The following is an 18,133-nucleotide window of genomic DNA, read 5'->3' on the forward strand; positions in this document are numbered from 1 at the left end:
GGGGACACCGGATTGACCGGCCGGAGGCGATAGGGAACATTTGGCTGCCGTGGCGTCTCCACTCGTACGATGGCTCGCAGGTCGCAGCCCCGAACAGCTCGCCGGGATCCTGCTCCGGCGGCCGGACAGCGTCCACGCGACCACCGGCTCCCGGCCCGCCGCGCCCCCGGCCGACCTGCCCGCGCTCGCCGAGCGTCTCCAGCGCCCGGCCGGTCTGGAGGCCGCGCTGCACACCCAGCCGCAGCCCAGTCACGAGTTGCTCGGCCTGCTGATCCACCTGGGCCGCCGGCGCCGCCCGGTCCCGCGCGCCACGCTCGCCCACCACCTCGGGCTGCCCGCCGCCGACCCCGGGCTCACCGGCGCGCTCGACCGGCTCGCCGCGTTCGCGCTGGCCTGGCCGGACCACGACGGCGCGCTGCACGTACCGGGTGAGCTGATCCGGTGGTTCCCGCACCCGCTCGGCCTCGGCGCGGACGCGGCCCGCCTGTACCGCGAGACACCGGCCGAACGGCTGCGGCAGATCGTGGTCGCGCTCGGCCGGCCCGACCCCGGCCCGCGCCGGGACGACGCACACGCCGCGGTGTGCGCCGCGCTCGGCGACGCGGCCGCGGTCCGCGACCTCGCCGACACCGCGCCGCCGGACACCCGCGACCTGCTGCATGCGATGGCCGCCGGATCGCCGGTCGCCACGCCGGACCCGGCCCGGTCCGCCGCGCAGGACTGGGCGGTCAGCCGGGGTCTGCTCGCGTTCAGCGGCTGGCGGCTGGAGATGCCCGCCGAGGTCGCGACCGCGCTGCGCGGGCCGGACTGGGCGCCGCCGTTCACACCGGAGCCGCCGCTGCCCGCGCCGGTGCCGGTCCCGGCCGGCGCGCTGGCCAGCGAGTCCGCCGCGGCCGCGCACACCGCGGTCCAGTCCGCGAACGCGCTGCTGGACGCGGTCGCGGCCACGCCCGCGGCCACGCTCAAGACCGGCGGCGTCGGCACCCGCGAGCTCACCCGGCTCGGCAAGGCCGCCGGCCTGCCGCCGGCCGAGGCCCGGTTCTGGCTCGTGCTCGCGCACGCGGCCGGGTTGGTCGCGGCCGTCCACGACCGCTCCGTCGGCCACGGCATGGACCCGGTGCACTACGCGGTCACCGGCGCGCACGCCCGCTGGCAGCGGCTCAGCCCGGCCGGCCGGCTCACCGCGCTGCTGCGCCACTGGCCCGCGCTCGCCCCGGCCGCGCTGGCCGCGCACCGCGGCGGCTTCGGGCCGGCCGGCGCCGCGCTGGTGCCGCACCCGGTCGACGCGGTCGCGCCGCGGCTGAAGGCCGGACTGCTGGACCTGCTGGCCGCGCTGCCCGAGGGCGTCGGGCTGCCGGCGCCGTTCGCGGCCGGGCCCGCGGTCGGCTGGCACCGCCCGCTCGACCGCCCGGTCACCGGCGATCGGGACGAGCTGGTGGTGCAGCTGTGGGAGGAGGGCCGGCTGTGCGGCGTCATCGCGCACGGCGCGCTCACGCCGCTGGGCCGGGCGCTGCGCAGCGGCACCGGAGACGACCTCGACCGGATCGCGGGTGAGCTGCTGCCGGACGCGGTCACCACCGCGTTGTTCCAGAACGATCTGACCGTTGTCGTGCCCGGCATCCCGGACGCCGACCTCGCCGCGCTGCTCGACTCGTGTGCCGACCGGGAATCCCGCGGCAGCGCCGGAACGTGGCGGTTCACCGCCGCGTCGGTCCGCCGCGCGCTCGACGACGGGCACCGCGCCGAGGACCTGCGCGCCGCGCTCAGCGCGGTGGGCAGGCTGCCGCAGGCGCTCGACTACCTGATCACCGACGTGGCGCGGCGGCACGGTCACGTGCGGGTGCGGCCGGCCGGGTGCGTGCTGCACACCGACGATCCGGCGCTGGTCACGGAGATCCTCTCCACCCGCGGGCCGGCCGCGCTCGGTCTCACCTCGGTCGCGCCGACCGTCCTGGTCAGCCCGGCCGGGGTCGGGGAGACGCTGGCCGTTCTGCGCGCGGCGGGATTCGCACCAGCCGGTGAGGACGCCACCGGTGGGCCGCTGATCCGCCGTCCCGCACCGGCGGCCGCCGCGGAAGCCGGGCCCGCACCGCGGGTCGTCGCGCCGATTCGGGATCACGGCCTCGGCGCGGACGACGCGCTGCATCTCGCGACGCTGCTGCTCGGCGCGGCGACACCGGCCGACCCGGTCGAGGAGGCCCGGCGGAAGATCGCGGCGCTGCGCCCGCGGAGCCGCCCGGCGGACGAGGAGATCGCGCTGCACGCGGAGCGACTCGACGGGGCGGCCCGGGCCACGCTCGCGGCCTGCGTCCGGGAGCGCCGCTCGGTGTACATCGAGTACGTCAACGCGGGCGGCCGCCGCTACACCAGGCTGGTCGAGCCGGTCGCGGTGGACGGCGAGTTCCTGGTGGGCTGGGTGCCGCCGCTGTCGGAAGAGGTGTCGTTCGCGCTCGGCCGGATCGTCTCGGTGGCACCGGAGTAAGGACCCCATGCGGATATACCCGCTTCCGGCGGGCCGGCTTCCGCATGCTCCCGCGGGCACCGGTCGGCCGCGGCCGGCCTCCCTGCACGATCCGTGGCCGCACGGACGAAAGGCGGACAACGGGCGATCCGCCCGGGTGAACGGCAGAGCCGTCCCGGGTCCCGGCTCGGCCGGCACCGACGGTGGCGGGCGTGAATGCGTCGGATGCATCGTGCCGGCCCGGTCCGCGCGTGCGACAACGGACAGACCGGGGCGAAAGGCGGCGAGTGAGGTCGGGGTGCCGAGGAGTGTCAGGTGGGACGCGTACCCTGAGGCCGCCGGTAGGCAGTTTGCGGCCCGCGGGCCGGGCGAGGAAGACAGAGGATGACCGAGCAGCCACGCACCCCCACGACCGCCGACGCGTCCACGAAGCCGGCGAGGTCCGGCAAGAGCTCCGCCGGGAAGACGGCCGGCGCGGCCGCGGGTGCGCCGGACGCGGAGCGGGCGGGCGCGGGCACCACTCCGCCGAAGCGGGCACGGTTCGCCGTACCGTTGGAATTGATCTTTGCTGTGGTCGCCCTCGGCTGGCTCGGCGTGATGCTGCGGTCGGCGCAGGTCTCCGTGACGACCGCGGCCGAGGGGACGGTGGCGGTCTATCTGGCGGCCTACTCGCTGCCCGGGCTGATCTCCGCGAGCCTGGTGGCCGGTGCCGCGACCGGGCTCACCGCCGTCACGATGATCGGGCCGGTCCGGCGCGCGGGCGCGACCGTGCGGTTCGCCGTGGCGGCCGTGGGCGGGCTGCTGGTCGGCGCGGTCGCGGCGCTGATCGTGCTGAACAGCTACGGGCAGGGTGGCGCGATCACGATCCTGGCGGCGACGTTCGCGGCCTCGGCGACGGCCGGTGGCGCGTTCGCGGGCATCCGGCACGCCGCGCTGGCCGGTGCGGTGGTCAACGCGTCGCTCGGCGTGTTCCTGATCGGCTTCGTGCTCAACCTGTTCCAGGACCCGCTGCTCAACCTGTTCGGCGCCGGCGACACGCAGTCCTCCCAGGCCACCGCGCTGAGCTGGTTCTCACTGACGTCCTCGCTGCTCAGTGCGTTGATCGCGGGCCTGGTGGCGTACCTGACGCTGACCAGCCGGCAGGGCGACGAACGGCCGAAGTGGGTGGTCTACCTGGCCGGCGGCGCGGGCGCGGGCATGGTGCTGCTCGTGTCCGAGGCGATCGCCCGGACCGGCGGCGGGCGCCTGCTCGACCTGGCCGGCCGGCTCAGCGAAGCCGACCAGGCCGCGCAGGAGATCCTGGCCAACTCCCGCTTCAACAACGGCCTGATCGTGCTGTTCATCGGCGCGATCACCGCGATGATCCTGCTCGGCCGCACGCTGAAACCGATCGAGGACGACTAGACACTGGCCGGGCGCTCAGCTGATCCGGTCGACCTCGGTCGCGTCGTACCACTCCAGCTCGTGATCCTCGGCCCCGTCCACGGTGAACTGGGCGTCCTCGTCACCGTCGAGCGCGCCCGGCACTGCCTCCACCGCGGCCGTCACGTCCGCCACCGCGTCCGTGGAGTCGACGTGGATCGCGGCGACCGCGCGGAGCGGCAGCGGACCGCCGAGCGTCATGATCGACGAGCCGAGCTGGTCGTCGCCGCGGGTCAGCGTGCCGCCGGGCAGGTCTGCGGAGATCACCACGCGACGGCGCGGCGCCTGCGGGTCGCGGTGCAGGAGCACGAGCGCGGACTGGGCTGCGCGGGTGAACGCCACGTACTCCAGCTCTTCCTCGTCGCCCTCCGCGTACCACTCGCGCAGGTGCGGCGTGACCGCGTGCACCGGATCGCCGGGCGCACCCAGCTCACCCTTCTCGCGCAGCGTGGCGAGCAGCGGAAGCGTGGCCGGGACGTACACCCGGACATTCTGATCTGGCACCGCCGTGGTCTCCCCGCATCCGTCCCTGTGGCGCCCTCAATTAGACCGTATCGGTCAGCAGGCGCAGGTCGCACCCTTCAACGGCGCGGTCAGCGGATCCGGCTCGCGCGTCGTCGGCCCACCCGGCGTGCGCACCGTGAACCCCTCCCGGATCCAGTACTCGATGCCGCCGATCATCTCCCGTACCCGGTATCCGAGCTGCGCGAACGCGAGCGCGGCCCGGGTGGCGCCGTCACAGCCGGGCCCCCAGCAGTAGACGACGACCGGGGTCGCCGGGTCGATCAGCGCGGGGCCGCGCTCCGCGATCTCCCGCCGCGGCAGGTGCAGCGCGCCGGGGACGTGCGCCTGCGTCCACGCCTCGGCGGACCTGGAGTCGACCAGGACGAAGCCGGGCGTGCCGGACTCCAGTGCCGCATGCGTGTCGGAGACGTCGATCTGCATCTCGAGCCGCGCGGCGAAAAAGGCAACACCTTCGTTCCACATGCCTTCGACGGTACGGTGATCAGTCCTTCTTCTGGATGGGCATCGCACGGCGCATGTCTTTATCGGCCGTGAATTCCCCGCTATAGTTCCGCCATGGCCGCCGTTTCACCGGAACTCGATCAGACCGACTGGCGAATCCTCGCCGAACTCCAGCGCGACGGCCGGATCAGCTTCGCGGAACTCGCCCGCACGGTCGCGATGTCGGCCAGCGCGGTCACCGAACGGGTCCGCCGGCTGGAGGAACTCGGCGTCATCTCCGGTTACCGCGCCGTGGTGACACCGGAGCGGGTCGGCCTGCACATCATGGCGTTCGTCCGGCTGCGCTACCCGACCGGCAACTACCGCCCGTTCCACGAGATGGTGGCGCGTACCCCCGAGATCATGGAAGCTCATCACGTCACCGGCGAGGACTGCTTCGTCCTGAAGGTGCTGGCCGCGTCGATGCGGCACCTGGAGGAGATCACCGGCCGGATCAGCGCGCTGGGCGGCGTCACCACCAGCGTGGTCTACTCCAGCCACCTGCCGTCCCGCGCAGTGACCGCACCGTCGATGACAGACTGAGGAGGTGACGCCGGTGGAGCCGAGGTTCCTGCTGCTGTCCGACGTCGCCGCCGAGCTGAACGTCTCCGACTCGCAGGTCTACCACATGGTCCGCCGCGGCGAGCTGCCCGCGATCAAGATCGGCGGCCGGGGACAGTGGCGCGTGGAACGCGCCCGGCTCGAGGAGTACATCGCCGCGAAGTACGCGGAAACCGCGGAGTGGGTGGCCCAGAACCCCCTGACCGAACGCGACGAAGAGGCCTGACCAGCGGGTACGTGCGGTCACGCCGTGCGATCTTCAATCGATGTCGATCGTTGACAGGTCGAATCGGTGTGTCGTTGAATGAGGTTTGTCGGAGGCAAACGAAGGCAAACGAAAGCATCCGGAGCGTTCTGATGGCCATGCGACTTGCTGATCCCCGCGGCATCCGGCCCGCCATCCGGGTCACCCGCGTTCCCGCGCTCGACCCACCCTTCGAGGACGAGCCGTTCGCCTGGTCCGACGCCGACCAGCTCACGCTTCCGTGGCGTCCACGAGAGAGCGCCGTCGACGGGCGAGCTGACGTCGCCTCGCCGGACGGCCCTGTGCCGCCGGGCGGCGGCAGCCCGGCGGGCGGCGGCATCACGCCGGGCGGCGGCATCACGCCGGGCGGCGATACCTGGCCAGATGGCGCCCTGCCGCGCACTGGCGGCGCCTCGCCAGCCGCCGACGTGTCAGCCGTCGGTGGAGACTCACCGAGTAGCGATGCCTCACCAGTCGGCAAGCCGTCGCCCATCGGCGGCGTCTCGTCTGGCGGCGGCATCCCGCCAGACGGCGGCGCGGCGCCCGGCAGCGGCGTGCCGGCGCCCGGCAGCGTGTTGCCGGCCGGCAACATGTCGCTGTCCGAATTGGCAGCGCTGGCCGGGGTGCGCGTTCCACCGCCGATCGCGGCCGAGGCGTTGGCCGGCGCGTCCAGCGAGGCACGCGGCGCAGCGCACCGATTCCTGATCCGCTCACTGGAGATCCTCAACGGCTACCGGCCGATCGGGCACCTGCGCGCCGTTTCCGCGCTCATGGCCGCCCCGACGATCCTGACCAGTGCCGACACCGCGCTACGCGCCATTGCCCGCATGCGCCGCGCCGCCGGACTGCCACCGGTCGCCGGCCGTCGTCCTCTCGTGCCAGAGGGGCGGGTCCAACCACGCCGCCTCCGTGTCTGCGAGCCCCGCCCCGGCGTGGCGGAAGCCTCCGCCGTCCTCACCACGGCCGGCCGCACCTGGGCCCTGGCCTACCGCCTCGAACTGCTGCACGGCCGCTGGCTGGCCACCGCCTTCACCGTCGTCTAGTCCGCACCCTCACCACCTCGATCGGAGGCGCCACCGTGCCGAACCACTTGGGAGGCGCCGGGGCGCAGCCGGTGCCGGGGCGCAGCAGGCGCCGGGGCGCAGCCGGTGCCGGGGCGCAGCCGGTGCCGGGGCGCAGTAGGCCAACCGGCGGCGCCACCAGCACAACCGACACGATCGGCGCAACCGGCGCAACCGACGCAACCGGATCCCCAGGGAAAGAAGCGCGGCCAGCGCAGCTGCGTCACCTCGTGGCGAGCCGGCGGCACTGGGCAACCGGCACCACAGCCGAACCGGCACTAGCGCACAAACCGCACTACTGGTGAGCGCGTCACCAGCGAACCGGCACCAACCGGCGAAGCGGCAGCAGCCATCGAAGCCGCACCAAACGGCACAGCGGCGCCAACCAGCGAATCGGCACCGAAGGGCATAGCGGCGCCGACCGGCACAGCCGCACCGAACAGCACAGCGGCGCCGACCAGCGCCGAAGCGGTAGCGCTGGCGAAGTGGAGTCGGCGAAGCGGCAGCAGGGTGGAGCCGCATCATCGGCGGCGCTGGAAGCGGATAAGAAAGCCGGCTCGGCCGTGGGGCCGAGCCGGCTGGTGGAGCAAGGTGGATCAGTCGTTGCCCGGGGCGCCGTGGCAGCGCTTGTACTTCTTGCCCGAGCCGCAGGGGCACGGGGCGTTGCGCGACGGGCCGTTGGAGGCGGCGGCCTGGGCGGAGCCGGTGACCGGGGCGCGGCGGGCGGCCTCGCGCGGGGACGGGGTGCCGGCGCCGGACGGGGTGTCGCCGCCGAGGGCGGGGGCCTGGCGCTGCATCTCGACTGCGCCGGAGCCGGCCGCGCCGTCGATGGTGGGGGCGGTGTACTGGAGGGGCTGGCGCTGGGCGCGGCCGCCACCGAGGCCCTTGGCGCGGACCTCGACCTGCGTCTCCGGCTCGGCCTCGGCGGCCGGGGCGTCGGAGGTGGCGCCGCCGACGCGGGGCAGGGCCTGGGCCTGGGCCGGGTCGACCGTCGGGGTCTCCTCGACCTGAACCTCCAGGTTGAAGAGGAAGCCGACCGCCTCCTCCTTGATGCCCTCCATCATCTGCTGGAACATGTCGAAGCCCTCGCGCTGGTACTCGACCAGCGGGTCGCGCTGTGCGTACGCGCGGAGGCCGACGCCCTCCTGCAGGTAGTCCATCTCGTAGAGGTGCTCGCGCCACTTGCGGTCGATGACCGCGAGCAGCACCTGGCGTTCCAGCTCGCGCAGCGCCTCCGGGCCGAGTTCCTGCTCGCGGCGGTCGTAGGCGTCGTGCACGTCCTCCTTCAGCTGCTGCAGAAGGAAGTCGGGGTCGATGTGGTTGACCTCGCCGCCGGCTTCCTCGGCCAGGTCCTCGATGGTGCGGCCGACCGGGTAGAGCTGCTTGAGGCTGGTCCACAGCTGCTCGAGGTCCCAGTCCTCGGCGTAGCCGTCGCTGGTGGCGCCCTGCACGTACGCCGTGATGGTGTCGTCGAGCATGTGGCGGACCTGGTCGTGCAGGTCCTCGCCGTTCAGCACGCGCTTGCGCTCGGCGTAGATCACCTGGCGCTGCTTGTTCATGACCTCGTCGTACTTGAGGACGTTCTTGCGGATCTCCGCGTTCTGGCCCTCGATCTGGGTCTGCGCGCTCTTGATCTGGCGGCTGACCATCTTCGACTCGATCGGCACGTCCTCGGGGATGTTGAGCCGGTCCATGACCGCCTCGACCGCGCCGGCCCGGAAGCGCCGCATCAGGTCGTCCTGCAGGGACAGGTAGAACCGGGACTCGCCCGGGTCGCCCTGACGGCCGGCGCGACCGCGCAGCTGGTTGTCGATGCGGCGGGAGTCGTGGCGCTCGGTGCCGAGCACGTAGAGGCCGCCGGCCGCGACGACCTGCTCGGCCTCGGCGTCGCACTCCTGCTTCCAGCGCGGGAGGATCTCCTCCATCGCCTTCTCGTACTCGTCGGCGTGCTCGACCGGGTCGAGGCCGCGCTGCCGCAGCTCACCGGTGGCCAGGTGCTCGGGGTTGCCGCCGAGCAGGATGTCGGTTCCTCGACCGGCCATGTTGGTGGCGACCGTGACGCCGCCCCGCCGGCCGGCCTGCGCGATGATCTCCGCCTCCTGGGCGTGGAACTTCGCGTTCAGCACGTGGTGCGGGATGCCGCGGCGGCGCAGCAGCTGGGAGAGGATCTCGGAGTTCTCCACCGAGACGGTGCCGACCAGAACCGGCTGCCCGTTCGCGTGGCGCTCGGCGATGTCCTCGACGACCGCGTGGAACTTGGCCTTCTCGGTCTTGTAGATGACGTCCGGGTGGTCCTCGCGGATCATCGGCCGGTTCGTCGGGATGGTGACCACGCCGACGTTGTAGACCTTGTTGAACTCGGCGGCCTCGGTCTGCGCGGTACCGGTCATGCCGGAGAGCTTGTCGTACAGCCGGAAGAAGTTCTGCAGGGTGACCGTGGCGAGCGTCTGGTTCTCCTGCTTGATCTCGACGCCCTCCTTCGCCTCGATCGCCTGGTGCATGCCCTCGTTGTAGCGGCGACCGTGCAGGACGCGACCGGTGAACTCGTCGACGATCAGGACCTCACCGTCGTTGACGATGTAGTCCTTGTCCTTCTTGTAGAGCTCCTTGGCCTTGATCGCGTTGTTCAGGTAGCCGACCAGCGGCGTGTTCACCGACTCGTAGAGGTTGTCGATGCCGAGCTGGTCCTCGACCCGGGCGACGCCGCGCTCGGTGATCGCGACGGTGCGCTTGGCCTCGTCGACCTCGTAGTCGCCCTCGCCGTCCTTGCCGCGCTGGAGGCGCTTGACGACGCGGGCGAACTCGCCGTACCACCGGGCGGAGTGCTCGGCCGGGCCGGAGATGATCAGCGGGGTACGGGCCTCGTCGATCAGGATCGAGTCGACCTCGTCCACGATCGCGAAGTTGTGGCCGCGCTGCACCAGTTCGGCCGCCGACCACGCCATGTTGTCGCGCAGGTAGTCGAAGCCGAACTCGTTGTTCGTCCCGTAGGTGATGTCGCACTCGTACGCCGCGCGGTGCTCGGCGGCCGGCCGGTTCGGCAGGACCACGCCGACGGTGAGGCCGAGGAACCGGTGGATCCGGCCCATGGTCTCGGCGTCGCGCTGGGCGAGGTAGTCGTTCGTGGTGATGATGTGCACGCCCTTGCCGGACAGTGCGTTGAGGTAGGCCGGCATCACACAGGTCAGGGTCTTGCCCTCACCGGTGCGCATCTCGGCGATGTTGCCGAAGTGCAGCGCGGCGCCGCCCATCAGCTGGACGTCATAAGGCCGCTGGCCGAGCACGCGTTTCGCGGCCTCGCGGACCGTCGCGAACGCCTCGGGGAGCAGGTCGTCGAGCGACTCGCCCTCGGCCAGCCGCTCACGGTATTGCTCGGTCAGGTCGCGCAGCTCGTCATCCGTGAGGTCAACGTACTGATCCTCGATCGAATTGACGGCGTCCGCGATGGCCTTGAGCCGCCGCACCATCCGGCCTTCGCCGGCGCGGAGGACTCTTTCCAGAATCGACACGGGTCAACGCTCCCTACACAGTCTGCCGAACCATCGTAGGGCGCGGAGGCGCAGAAGCGACTACCGCGGCTCCCGATAGTCGCTCGAATCGGACAAAAAACACCTGTGAGTTCGCTGAGGGCAGATTATCTGCCGCATCCCGTACCCGGGAAAGCGGGTTGGGGATCTCGGAGCCATGGGTGAGGATGACCGAATGAAGCCCGTGGAGATCATTTCTGACGGCTTGCTGCTGCGCGACTGGGCACCGGGCGACGTGGACGCGCTGCACCACGCGGTCGTCCATCCCGACGTCCAGCGCTGGCTGCCACTGCCCACCGATCCGGCCGCGAACGCGGACTTCGCGCTGCATCAGGCGCCCGCGCAGCGCGAGGCCGGCAGCGGGCTGCACCTCGGCGTGTTCGACGCCGCGGACGGCGGCCTGCTCGGCTCGGTGACCCTGACCAAAATCGATAAAGGCGCCGGAGCAGGGGGGTACGCCGAGGTCGGCTACTGGGTGACGCCCGGCGCGCGCGGTGCCCGGATCGCCGAGCGGGCCACCCGCGCGCTGCTCCAGTGGGGGTTCACCGAGCTCGGCCTCGGCCTGGTCGGCTGGCGTGCCCGAGTGGGCAACCACGCGTCCCGGATCACCGCGCTGCGTCTCGGCTTCACCATGGAGGGCACCGCCCGGTCGATACGCCTCGGGCCGGAAGGCACCCGCTTCGACCGGTGGGCCGCGTCGTTGCTGCCGGCGGACCTGACCGAGTCCGGCCGGCCGGACTCCCCCGCGATCGCGCTCGAGGCACGCCGCGCCCGGATCTTCGGCGGGCCGCGCCCGGTGCTGGCCGGACCCGGCGGGGTGCGGCTGCGGGCGGCCGAGGAGCGGGATCTGCCGGCCATCGTGGAGACCTGCCGCGACCCGGAGACGCTGCGCTGGACCACGGTGCCGGAGGACTACACGCTGGCGGACGCGGCCGGGTACTCGCTCGGCTACCAGCCCGCGCAGTGGGCGGCCGGCACCGCCGCGATGTTCGTCTTCACCGGCCCGGACGACGCGTACGCCGGGAACATGGACCTGCGGCTGACCAAACCGGGCGACCCGCTCTTCGCGGACGTCGGCTTCTCCGCCGCGCCGCACACCCGGGGCCGGGGGTACACCACGACCGCGTTGCGTACCGTCTGCGAGTGGGGTTTCGAGACGCTGGGACTGGAGCGCATCGAGTGGCTCGCGCACGTCGGCAACGACGCGTCCCGGCGGGTGGCGGAGAAGGCCGGCTTCACCGTCGAGGGCGTGCGCCGCTCGGGACTGGCGCACCGCGGTGAACGCCGCGACGTGTGGGCCGGCGGCCTGGTCCCGGCCGATCTCGAACGGACGGCGAGGTGAGCACCATGGACCGGACGACGATCGAGGACCAGGGGGTACGGCTGCGCCCGCTGCGCCGCACCGACGCCGCGGACGTGGTCGCGGCCTGCTCCGACCCGCTGACCCAGCGCTTCCTGCCGCTGCTGCCCCGGCCGTACACGGAGTCGGACGCGCTGTGGTGGATCGAGGAGGGCGCGGAGGCGGAGTGGCGGCAGGGCGGCGGTGTCTGGGCGATCGCCGACCCGGACACCGACCGACTGCTCGGCACGGTCGGCCTGCACCGAGTGGTACGGGAGCGGGCTCAGGCCGAGGTCGGCTACTGGGTCGGCCCGTGGGCCCGGGGCCGGGGCGTCGCGACCGCCGCGACCGTGGCGCTCGCCGCGCACGCGTTCGCGCACGGCTTCGCCCGTCTGGAGCTGCTCACCGAGCTGGAGAACGTGGCCAGCCAGCGGGTCGCGCTCGCGGCCGGGTTCCAGCGGGAGGCGGTACGCCGCGGCGTCGCTCCGGACCGGGACGGCGCCCGCACCGACCTGCTCGCGTTCGCCCGGCTCGCCGGTGACCCGCCCGGCCCGGTCGTGCGCTGGCTGCCGGACCTGCCCGGCGGTGAGCTGAGCGACGGCGTGGTCACGCTGCGCCCGCTGCTGCCCGGCGACGAGGACTTCCTGTACACGCTGCTCAACCAGCCGGACGTGGTCGCGACCAGCGTGCCGGCGGTCGCGCCGGACCGGCGGGAGATCGCACTGCGGTGCGCCCGGTCGCAGGCGCACTGGCTGGCCGGGGACCGCGCCGACCTGGTCATCCTGGACACCGCGACCGGCCGTCCGACCGGCGACATCGGGCTGTACTACCAGGAGCGCAACACCGGACAGGCGATGATCGGGTACGCGATGCTGCCGGAGTGGCGGGGCCGCGGCTTCCCGACCCGGGCCGTGCAGCTGGTGGCGCTCTGGTCGTTCGCCGAGACGTCGATCGCGCGGCTGACCGCCGGCACGAACCCGCAGAACGCCGGCTCGCAGCGTGTGCTGGAGAAGGCCGGCTTCCAGCGGGAGGGCTACCACCGCTCCCGGCTGCCCGGTGCGAACGGCCGGCGGATCGACGACGTGTCGTTCGCCATGGTGGCGGCCGACCTGCTCAGCCGCGCCACGTCGTAACGCGTGGAGGCCCCGCGCCCTCCCAGGGGCGCGGGGCGGTCGGATCGGGCGGGGACGTCAGGCCTCGAGCGAGAGGACGCCGTAGTCGTAGCCGTGGCGCCGGTAGACGACGCTCGGACGGCCGGTCTCCTTGTCCATGAAGAGATAGAAGTCGTGCCCGACCAGTTCCATCTGGAACAGAGCGTCGTCCACGCTCATCGGGATCGAGGAGTGCTCCTTCTCCCGGACGATGTGCCAGGGCTGATCGTCGTCGAGCTCGGGCTCGGACTCGCGCTCCTGGACCAGAGTGGTGGACCCGCCGCCCAGCGGGGCGAAGCCTTCGGCCGGAAGCCCGGCGGTCGCGGCGGCGACCGAGACCGGGGTACGGCGGCCGCGGTGCACGCGGCGGCGGTCGGCGGACCGGCGGAGTCGCGTCTCGAGCTTGGTGATAGCGCTGTCCAGAGCGCTGTAGAAGTCGGCGGCACATGCCTCGGCGCGGATCACCGGGCCGCGGGAAACGACGGTGATCTCGACTCGCTGGCAGTGATCGGATTGGCGCGGATTGCGCTCGTGAAACAGCTCGACGTCGACGCGGATGAGTTTCTGGTCGTAACGCTCGATCTTCTCGAGCTTCTCGGCGACGTGCACTCGGTAGTGGTCCGGCACCTCAACGTTGCGACCCTTGACGACAATGTCCACGCGTGACCTCCCCCTGATCGATCCTGCGGGACCACCGGGGCTCCGGTGGCCACAGATCTGGGCTTGAACTGGTCTGACGAGGCGGAGGACGGTTCCGGCGCGATCGCGGGCATGCCGGCGGCGCGCTGGGGAAATTCTCGACCGACCTCCGAAAATGCGGCGTAGCCTCCTCTCGGCGGCGGTCTGGCCTGCGCGGCCAGCCGCGGTGCCGGCCGCTGTGGCCGGCGGGGCACGCAGCAGCGGCCCCAGCGGCGGTAGATCTTGGGTCATACCTCCGCTATACAAACGCTAACCCGTGTTCCGCCCGGCGTCACGCTCCGTTCCCAAGACCGTGTCGAGAAGATTCGCGCATCCGGCACGTTCGGGGGACAAAGGCGTGCGTCTCAACGTTGCGGCAAGCACGGCCGCGCCGGTCACGGGCACGCCGGACGCCCGTAGTCGCGCCGCGATCACCGCGAGCGTCGCCCCGGTGGTCACGATGTCGTCGACCAGAATCACCGCCCCGGGCGTGTCGCGCAGCCGGCCCGCCACCCGCGCGCGAACCCGGAACTTGGCCGTGGCCTCGGCCATCCGTCCGGCCGCGGAGAGCCGCGTCGAGTCCGCGGCGGACCGGGCGGTCAGCGGGCGGGCCAGCGTGGTGCGCACACCCGCGGCGCGCAGCCGGGACGCGGCCCAGCCGGTCAGCGCCGCCAGATGGTCGCCCTGCCGCTCCCGGACGGCCCGCGGCGTGGACGGGACCGGCACCAGCACGGCGGCCGGGCCGGGTGCGGCCGCGGCGATCACGTCGCCGAGCAGCAGGCCGAGCGGGCGGGCCAGCGCTCGCCGGCCGCGCTCCTTGTAGTCGAGCAGGGCGGCGCGGAGCACGCCCGCGTACGGCCCGAGCGCGGCGCACGGCGGGAAGCCGGGCGGCGCCGGGTCCGGCCCGGTGGCGAACGGTGTGAGCGCCCGCAGCGTGGCCGCGCAGTCGGCACAGACCGCGCGGCGCAGCGCCCGGCCGGTGGCACCGCAGCCCGCGCAGGCGGACGGCAGCACGAGATCGGTCAGCGTCGCCCAGAGTCCCGCGTGCATGCCCCGCAAGGATAGGGCTTGATCACTGAACGTAGGGGGCGCGTCTCACTCCAGGAAGAACGGCGCGCTGATCCGGCTGGACACCGCGTCCGCCGGCGGCTGCGCCAGCTGTGTGGTCTCGATCCGGTTGGAACTGAACAGCAGGCTGTACGCGATGTTGTTCGCGACGTACGCGGCCTGGCTGCCCCCGCTGCCGTTCGGCCGGATCGGGTTCAGCGGGTACGCCGCGAGGTAGGTGACCTGCGCCGAGCCCAGGTCGGTCACCCGGTCGCGCTCGTCGACACCATCCACCGTGACCTCGGCGATCGCGCTCTGCCCCGACTTCTGGCCGGCCACGATCAGCCAGTCCTCGGCCGCGAAGTCCACCGCGGTGATGCCGGTCAGCGACGTCGGCACCTCGCGGACCACGGTGCCGGCCTTCACGCTGGTCTCCGTGCGGGTCAGCGTCGTGACGAACACCCGGCCGCCGGCGACCAGCGCGATCCGCTGACCGTCGTAGGACACCGCCATCGCCGTGATCCCGGAACCGGGCAGGCTGCTCACCGGCACCGACGTGAGTTCCGGTTCCTGCGTGCCGAACTGCTGCAGCCGCCCGTTGACCAGGATCAGCCCGACCAGGCTCTCCGGCTGCTGGTCCGCGACCGTTCCGGGCGCCCAGAGCCAGGCCGGGCGGCCGGCCTGGTCGTCGCCGAGCGGAATGCGCAGCACCCGGCCGGGGACCTCCGCGTTCACCACCAGCTCGCGGCCCGCGCCGTTGCCGCGGTCGCGCACCCACGCGCCGACCGTGCGCTGGCCGAGCCGGGAGTACGCCGCGAGGCTGACGCCGGAGTTCGTATCCACGGTCGCCAGCGGCACGTCACCGCCCGGTCCCGGGGCCTGGCTGCTGCTCATCCGCACGATCTGCCCGTCGTAGACGGCGAACCGGTTCGGGTCGTCGATCAGCGCGGACGACGGGTTCGCGGCGAGCACCCGGGCGTCCCCGGCGAACGCGGCCCGCGCCTGCCCCTCCACCTTGACCTGCACGCCGCCGCCGGCGAAGTCGCGCAACGTCCAGTAGAGCTGGGCGCCGAGCCGCCAGATCGTGTCGTCGTCCAGCGCACCGGCCTCGGCGCTCAGGTTGACCTCCAGCGGATCGTCGCCGACCACCTTAGGCACGTTGCCCTTCGGCTTGACGTTCGCCGGCAGGCCGTCGGTCGCGGCGCCGAGCAGCGCGGACGGGCCGGCGCCGAGCCACTCCAGCAGCTCGGTCGGGCGGCGCTCGGCGGACACGCTCAGCGACAGCCAGCGCAGGTCCGGGACGAGCGCGGTCCGCTCCTTGTTCCAGAAGTAGACCGGCGTGCTGGTGTACCGCAGCTCCAGCTCGGCGGCGGACAGCAGCAGAAGCGGCGGCGGCTCGAGCACCCACCAACCGGTCTGACCGGCGATCTGGCCGACCGTGAAGGTGTACTTCGTCTCGTCGTTGTTCGGCGGGTCCATCGAGCCGTTCGGGTTGAGCACGCCGAGGTGCTGCACGGTGAGCTCGGCGGTGGAGAACGGCTCCGCCTCCGTGATGACCGCGTCCTTCGGCAGCCGGACGATGTTGATCTCGTTGGACGGCTTCCACTCCGCGCGCTGGGTCGGCGCGATGAACGACCGGGCCCGCTGCACGGCCTGCTCCGGGTCGCCGGCCGCGGCCGCCAGGAAGGACTTGACCAGCGCCTCGGCCGTGCCGGTCGGCGCGGTCTCCCGGGTGACCGGCGTGATCGTGTCGACGCCGCCCGGCGCGTCCGGCGACGGTTTCTCGCCGTGCACCTGCACATCGGTCGAGCCGGGGATGCCGCAACCGGTCACCCCGGCCGCCGCCAGCAGCGCCACCAGGACCGCGGCTGTGACCCTTCTCACGACTGCGCCTCCTCGGTGACCCGGCGCAGCTCGCTCACGGACAGCGGCGACTCGGCCGTGCGCGGCGGCAGGTCGTCCGGGACCAGCCGCAACGGCGCCGCGGTGAGCCGGTCACCGGCACGGCACGGCAGCGTCAGGCGGAACTGGGCACCGGCGCCGGGCGCGCCCCACGCCTCCAGCCAGCCGCCGTGCAGACGCGCGTCCTCCAGGCTGATCGACAGGCCGAGGCCGGTGCCGCCGGTCTGCCGCGCCCGCGACGGGTCGGCCCGCCAGAACCGGTTGAAGACCAGCTTCTCCTCGCCCGGCTTCAGACCCACGCCGTGGTCGCGGACCGTGATCGACACGGCGGACTCGTCCGCGCGCATGCGTACCCGGACCGGTTTGCCCTCGCCGTGCTCGATCGCGTTGCCGACCAGGTTCCGCAGGATCCGCTCGACCCGGCGCGGGTCCACCTCGGCCACCATCGCGGCATCCGGAAGATCCACATCCAGTGGTACGCCGACGCGCTCGGCCAGCCCGGCCAGCCGCTCGGTCACCCGCTCCACGATCGGGACCAGGTCGGTAGGCTCGGAGTCCAGCATCGCGAACCCGGCGTCGAAACGGCTGATCTCCAGCAGGTCGGTGAGCAGGTTCTCGAACCGGTCCAGCTCGTTCTGCAGCAGCTCGGCACTGCGCGCCACCGCGGGGTCGAACTCGTCGCGCTCCGCGAAGATCAGATCGGCTGCCATCCGTACCGTGGTCAGGGGTGTGCGCAGTTCGTGCGAGACGTCCGAGGTGAAGCGGCGCTGCAGCCGGGACATCTCCTCCAGCCGGACGATCTGCCGCTGCAGGTTCGCCGCCATCTGGTTGAACGACGCGCCGAGCAGCGCCAGGTCGTCCTCGCCGTTGACCGCCATCCGCTGGTCGAGCAGGCCGGCCGAGAGGCGCTGCGCGGTGCGGGCCGCGACCCGGACCGGCGTCACCACCAGGCGGGTGACCAGCGCGGTCAGGATGACCAGCAGCACCACCAGCGCGGCGCCGGTGACCAGCACGGTCGTCCGGATCTCATTCGCCGCCTGGTCCTCCGCGGTCAGCGGGACCACGTAGTACAGCTCGACCTGGCCGAAGCCGGTCAGCACCGGCGTGCCGTAGACCAGGTACTTCTGCGGTTCGCCACCGTTCAGCGACGCGGTGCGGATCTGCGACGACGGGCCCTCGGTGGCGACGCTGGTCTCCAGCTCCCGCGTGATCACCTGGGAGACGTCGTCGACCTGCGGCGCCGTGACCGGCTGCAGACCGGGCACGCCGTACGCCCGGAGCGACCAGATCCGGCCGCTGACCTGGCTGGCCTCGCCGCCGACCAGGTAGCCGACCGTGCTCAGCATGGTGCTCTGCAGTTCCGGGTCGAACGCCTGGCTGTGCACGCCGAGCTGCGAGTCGGCCCAGATCTCGCCCGCGTTGAGCTGCGCCTCCGCGTTCGCGGTGGCCTGGTCGAGCAGGATCGTGCTGGCCCGGTTCGCCACCACGAACGCGAACACGCCGACCAGCACGCTGGACGCGATCAGCGTGATGGCGACCATGCGCAGCTGGAGCGAACGGCGCCAGGCCTGGCGCACCACGGCCGCGACCCGGCCGGCCCGCCAGGCGAGCGCGCGCCACCAGCCGCCGACCACCCGGCCCGGGCCGGAGTCGCGCAGCCGGACGAGCGCAGCACGCAGCGCGGCGGCCGCGCGGGAGTCGGCGAGCCGTCGGATCAGCGTCAGCGGAGAGGTAC

Annotated in this window: 13 protein-coding genes and 2 pseudogenes; 7 read left to right on the plus strand and 8 right to left on the minus strand. The window is 72.9% G+C overall.

All coding sequences use genetic code 11. The features are described 5' to 3' along the window. The first annotated feature begins 49 nt into the window (after window positions 1-49). Both J2S42_RS16850 and J2S42_RS16855 read left to right on the plus strand, forming a co-directional pair. Complete coding sequence (locus tag J2S42_RS16850; RefSeq protein ID WP_307240260.1) at window positions 50-2,482, plus strand: helicase-associated domain-containing protein; 2,433 nt, start codon at window positions 50-52, stop codon at window positions 2,480-2,482. 363 nt (window positions 2,483-2,845) lie between these two features. Next, window positions 2,846-3,865, plus strand: coding sequence for a hypothetical protein (locus tag J2S42_RS16855; protein ID WP_307240262.1), 1,020 nt, complete (start codon window positions 2,846-2,848; stop codon window positions 3,863-3,865). Between the two features lie 15 nt (window positions 3,866-3,880). On the opposite strand, the gene J2S42_RS16860 is transcribed toward J2S42_RS16855, so the two are convergent. Next, complete coding sequence (locus tag J2S42_RS16860) at window positions 3,881-4,387, minus strand: DUF6912 family protein (RefSeq protein ID WP_307240264.1); 507 nt, start codon at window positions 4,385-4,387, stop codon at window positions 3,881-3,883. Between the two features lie 54 nt (window positions 4,388-4,441). Further along, window positions 4,442-4,870, minus strand: a complete 429-nt coding sequence (locus J2S42_RS16865; protein ID WP_307240267.1) for a rhodanese-like domain-containing protein — start codon at window positions 4,868-4,870, stop codon at window positions 4,442-4,444. Between the two features lie 93 nt (window positions 4,871-4,963). Here J2S42_RS16865 and J2S42_RS16870 point away from each other — a divergent pair, with 93 nt between their 5' ends. From J2S42_RS16870 to J2S42_RS16880, 3 genes are all read left to right on the plus strand, one after another. Beyond that, window positions 4,964-5,431 carry an Lrp/AsnC family transcriptional regulator gene (locus J2S42_RS16870; RefSeq protein ID WP_307240269.1) on the plus strand — a complete coding sequence of 156 codons (468 nt, stop codon included), beginning with the start codon at window positions 4,964-4,966 and terminating at the stop codon, window positions 5,429-5,431. Window positions 5,432-5,444: 13 nt separating this feature from the next. After that, window positions 5,445-5,675 carry a helix-turn-helix transcriptional regulator gene (locus tag J2S42_RS16875; protein ID WP_307240271.1) on the plus strand — a complete coding sequence of 77 codons (231 nt, stop codon included), beginning with the start codon at window positions 5,445-5,447 and terminating at the stop codon, window positions 5,673-5,675. A 131-nt stretch (window positions 5,676-5,806) separates the two neighbouring features. Next, window positions 5,807-6,736 carry an Rv3235 family protein gene (locus J2S42_RS16880; protein ID WP_307240273.1) on the plus strand — a complete coding sequence of 310 codons (930 nt, stop codon included), beginning with the start codon at window positions 5,807-5,809 and terminating at the stop codon, window positions 6,734-6,736. Window positions 6,737-7,350: 614 nt separating this feature from the next. Here J2S42_RS16880 and J2S42_RS42115 read toward each other — a convergent pair. Continuing rightward, a pseudogene (locus tag J2S42_RS42115) lies at window positions 7,351-7,656 on the minus strand (SEC-C metal-binding domain-containing protein); the annotation flags it as partial. A gap of 95 nt (window positions 7,657-7,751) precedes the next feature. Then, a pseudogene (gene secA, locus J2S42_RS16885) lies at window positions 7,752-10,263 on the minus strand (preprotein translocase subunit SecA); the annotation flags it as partial. 193 nt (window positions 10,264-10,456) lie between these two features. Here secA and J2S42_RS16890 point away from each other — a divergent pair. Then, window positions 10,457-11,623 (plus strand): GNAT family N-acetyltransferase, encoded by a 1,167-nt coding sequence (locus J2S42_RS16890; RefSeq protein ID WP_307240276.1) that lies wholly within the window; start codon window positions 10,457-10,459, stop codon window positions 11,621-11,623. A 5-nt stretch (window positions 11,624-11,628) separates the two neighbouring features. Next, window positions 11,629-12,753 carry a GNAT family N-acetyltransferase gene (locus tag J2S42_RS16895; RefSeq protein WP_307240278.1) on the plus strand — a complete coding sequence of 375 codons (1,125 nt, stop codon included), beginning with the start codon at window positions 11,629-11,631 and terminating at the stop codon, window positions 12,751-12,753. A 57-nt stretch (window positions 12,754-12,810) separates the two neighbouring features. Here J2S42_RS16895 and hpf read toward each other — a convergent pair whose 3' ends face one another. From hpf to mtrB, 4 genes are all read right to left on the minus strand, one after another. Further along, window positions 12,811-13,431 carry a ribosome hibernation-promoting factor, HPF/YfiA family gene (hpf, locus tag J2S42_RS16900; RefSeq protein ID WP_307240280.1) on the minus strand — a complete coding sequence of 207 codons (621 nt, stop codon included), beginning with the start codon at window positions 13,429-13,431 and terminating at the stop codon, window positions 12,811-12,813. A 288-nt stretch (window positions 13,432-13,719) separates the two neighbouring features. Beyond that, complete coding sequence (locus J2S42_RS16905; protein ID WP_307240282.1) at window positions 13,720-14,499, minus strand: ComF family protein; 780 nt, start codon at window positions 14,497-14,499, stop codon at window positions 13,720-13,722. A 45-nt stretch (window positions 14,500-14,544) separates the two neighbouring features. Beyond that, window positions 14,545-16,380, minus strand: coding sequence for an LpqB family beta-propeller domain-containing protein (locus tag J2S42_RS16910; RefSeq protein ID WP_307240284.1), 1,836 nt, complete (start codon window positions 16,378-16,380; stop codon window positions 14,545-14,547). After that, the gene (gene mtrB / locus J2S42_RS16915) at window positions 16,377-18,077 is read right to left on the minus strand and encodes an MtrAB system histidine kinase MtrB (RefSeq protein ID WP_370879398.1); all 1,701 of its coding nucleotides are present in this window, start codon (window positions 18,075-18,077) and stop codon (window positions 16,377-16,379) included. Before mtrB ends, J2S42_RS16910 begins: the two co-directional genes overlap by 4 nt. Between the last annotated feature and the right edge of the window lie 56 nt (window positions 18,078-18,133).

Origin of the sequence: Catenuloplanes indicus (assembly GCF_030813715.1) — a bacterium.
In the GTDB taxonomy this organism is placed as follows: Bacteria; Actinomycetota; Actinomycetes; order Mycobacteriales; family Micromonosporaceae; genus Catenuloplanes; species Catenuloplanes indicus.

Bases quoted from the DNA above. Each gene is read 5' to 3' on its own strand.
- J2S42_RS16870 (WP_307240269.1), top strand. From the start codon at position 4,964: ATGGCCGCCGTTTCACCGGAACTCGATCAGACCGACTGGCGAATCCTC.
- J2S42_RS16895 (WP_307240278.1), top strand. From the start codon at position 11,629: ATGGACCGGACGACGATCGAGGACCAGGGGGTACGGCTGCGCCCGCTG.
- J2S42_RS16905 (WP_307240282.1), bottom strand. From the start codon at position 14,499: ATGCACGCGGGACTCTGGGCGACGCTGACCGATCTCGTGCTGCCGTCC.
- J2S42_RS16890 (WP_307240276.1), top strand. From the start codon at position 10,457: ATGAAGCCCGTGGAGATCATTTCTGACGGCTTGCTGCTGCGCGACTGG.
- J2S42_RS16865 (WP_307240267.1), bottom strand. From the start codon at position 4,870: ATGTGGAACGAAGGTGTTGCCTTTTTCGCCGCGCGGCTCGAGATGCAG.
- J2S42_RS16880 (WP_307240273.1), top strand. From the start codon at position 5,807: ATGGCCATGCGACTTGCTGATCCCCGCGGCATCCGGCCCGCCATCCGG.
- J2S42_RS16855 (WP_307240262.1), top strand. From the start codon at position 2,846: ATGACCGAGCAGCCACGCACCCCCACGACCGCCGACGCGTCCACGAAG.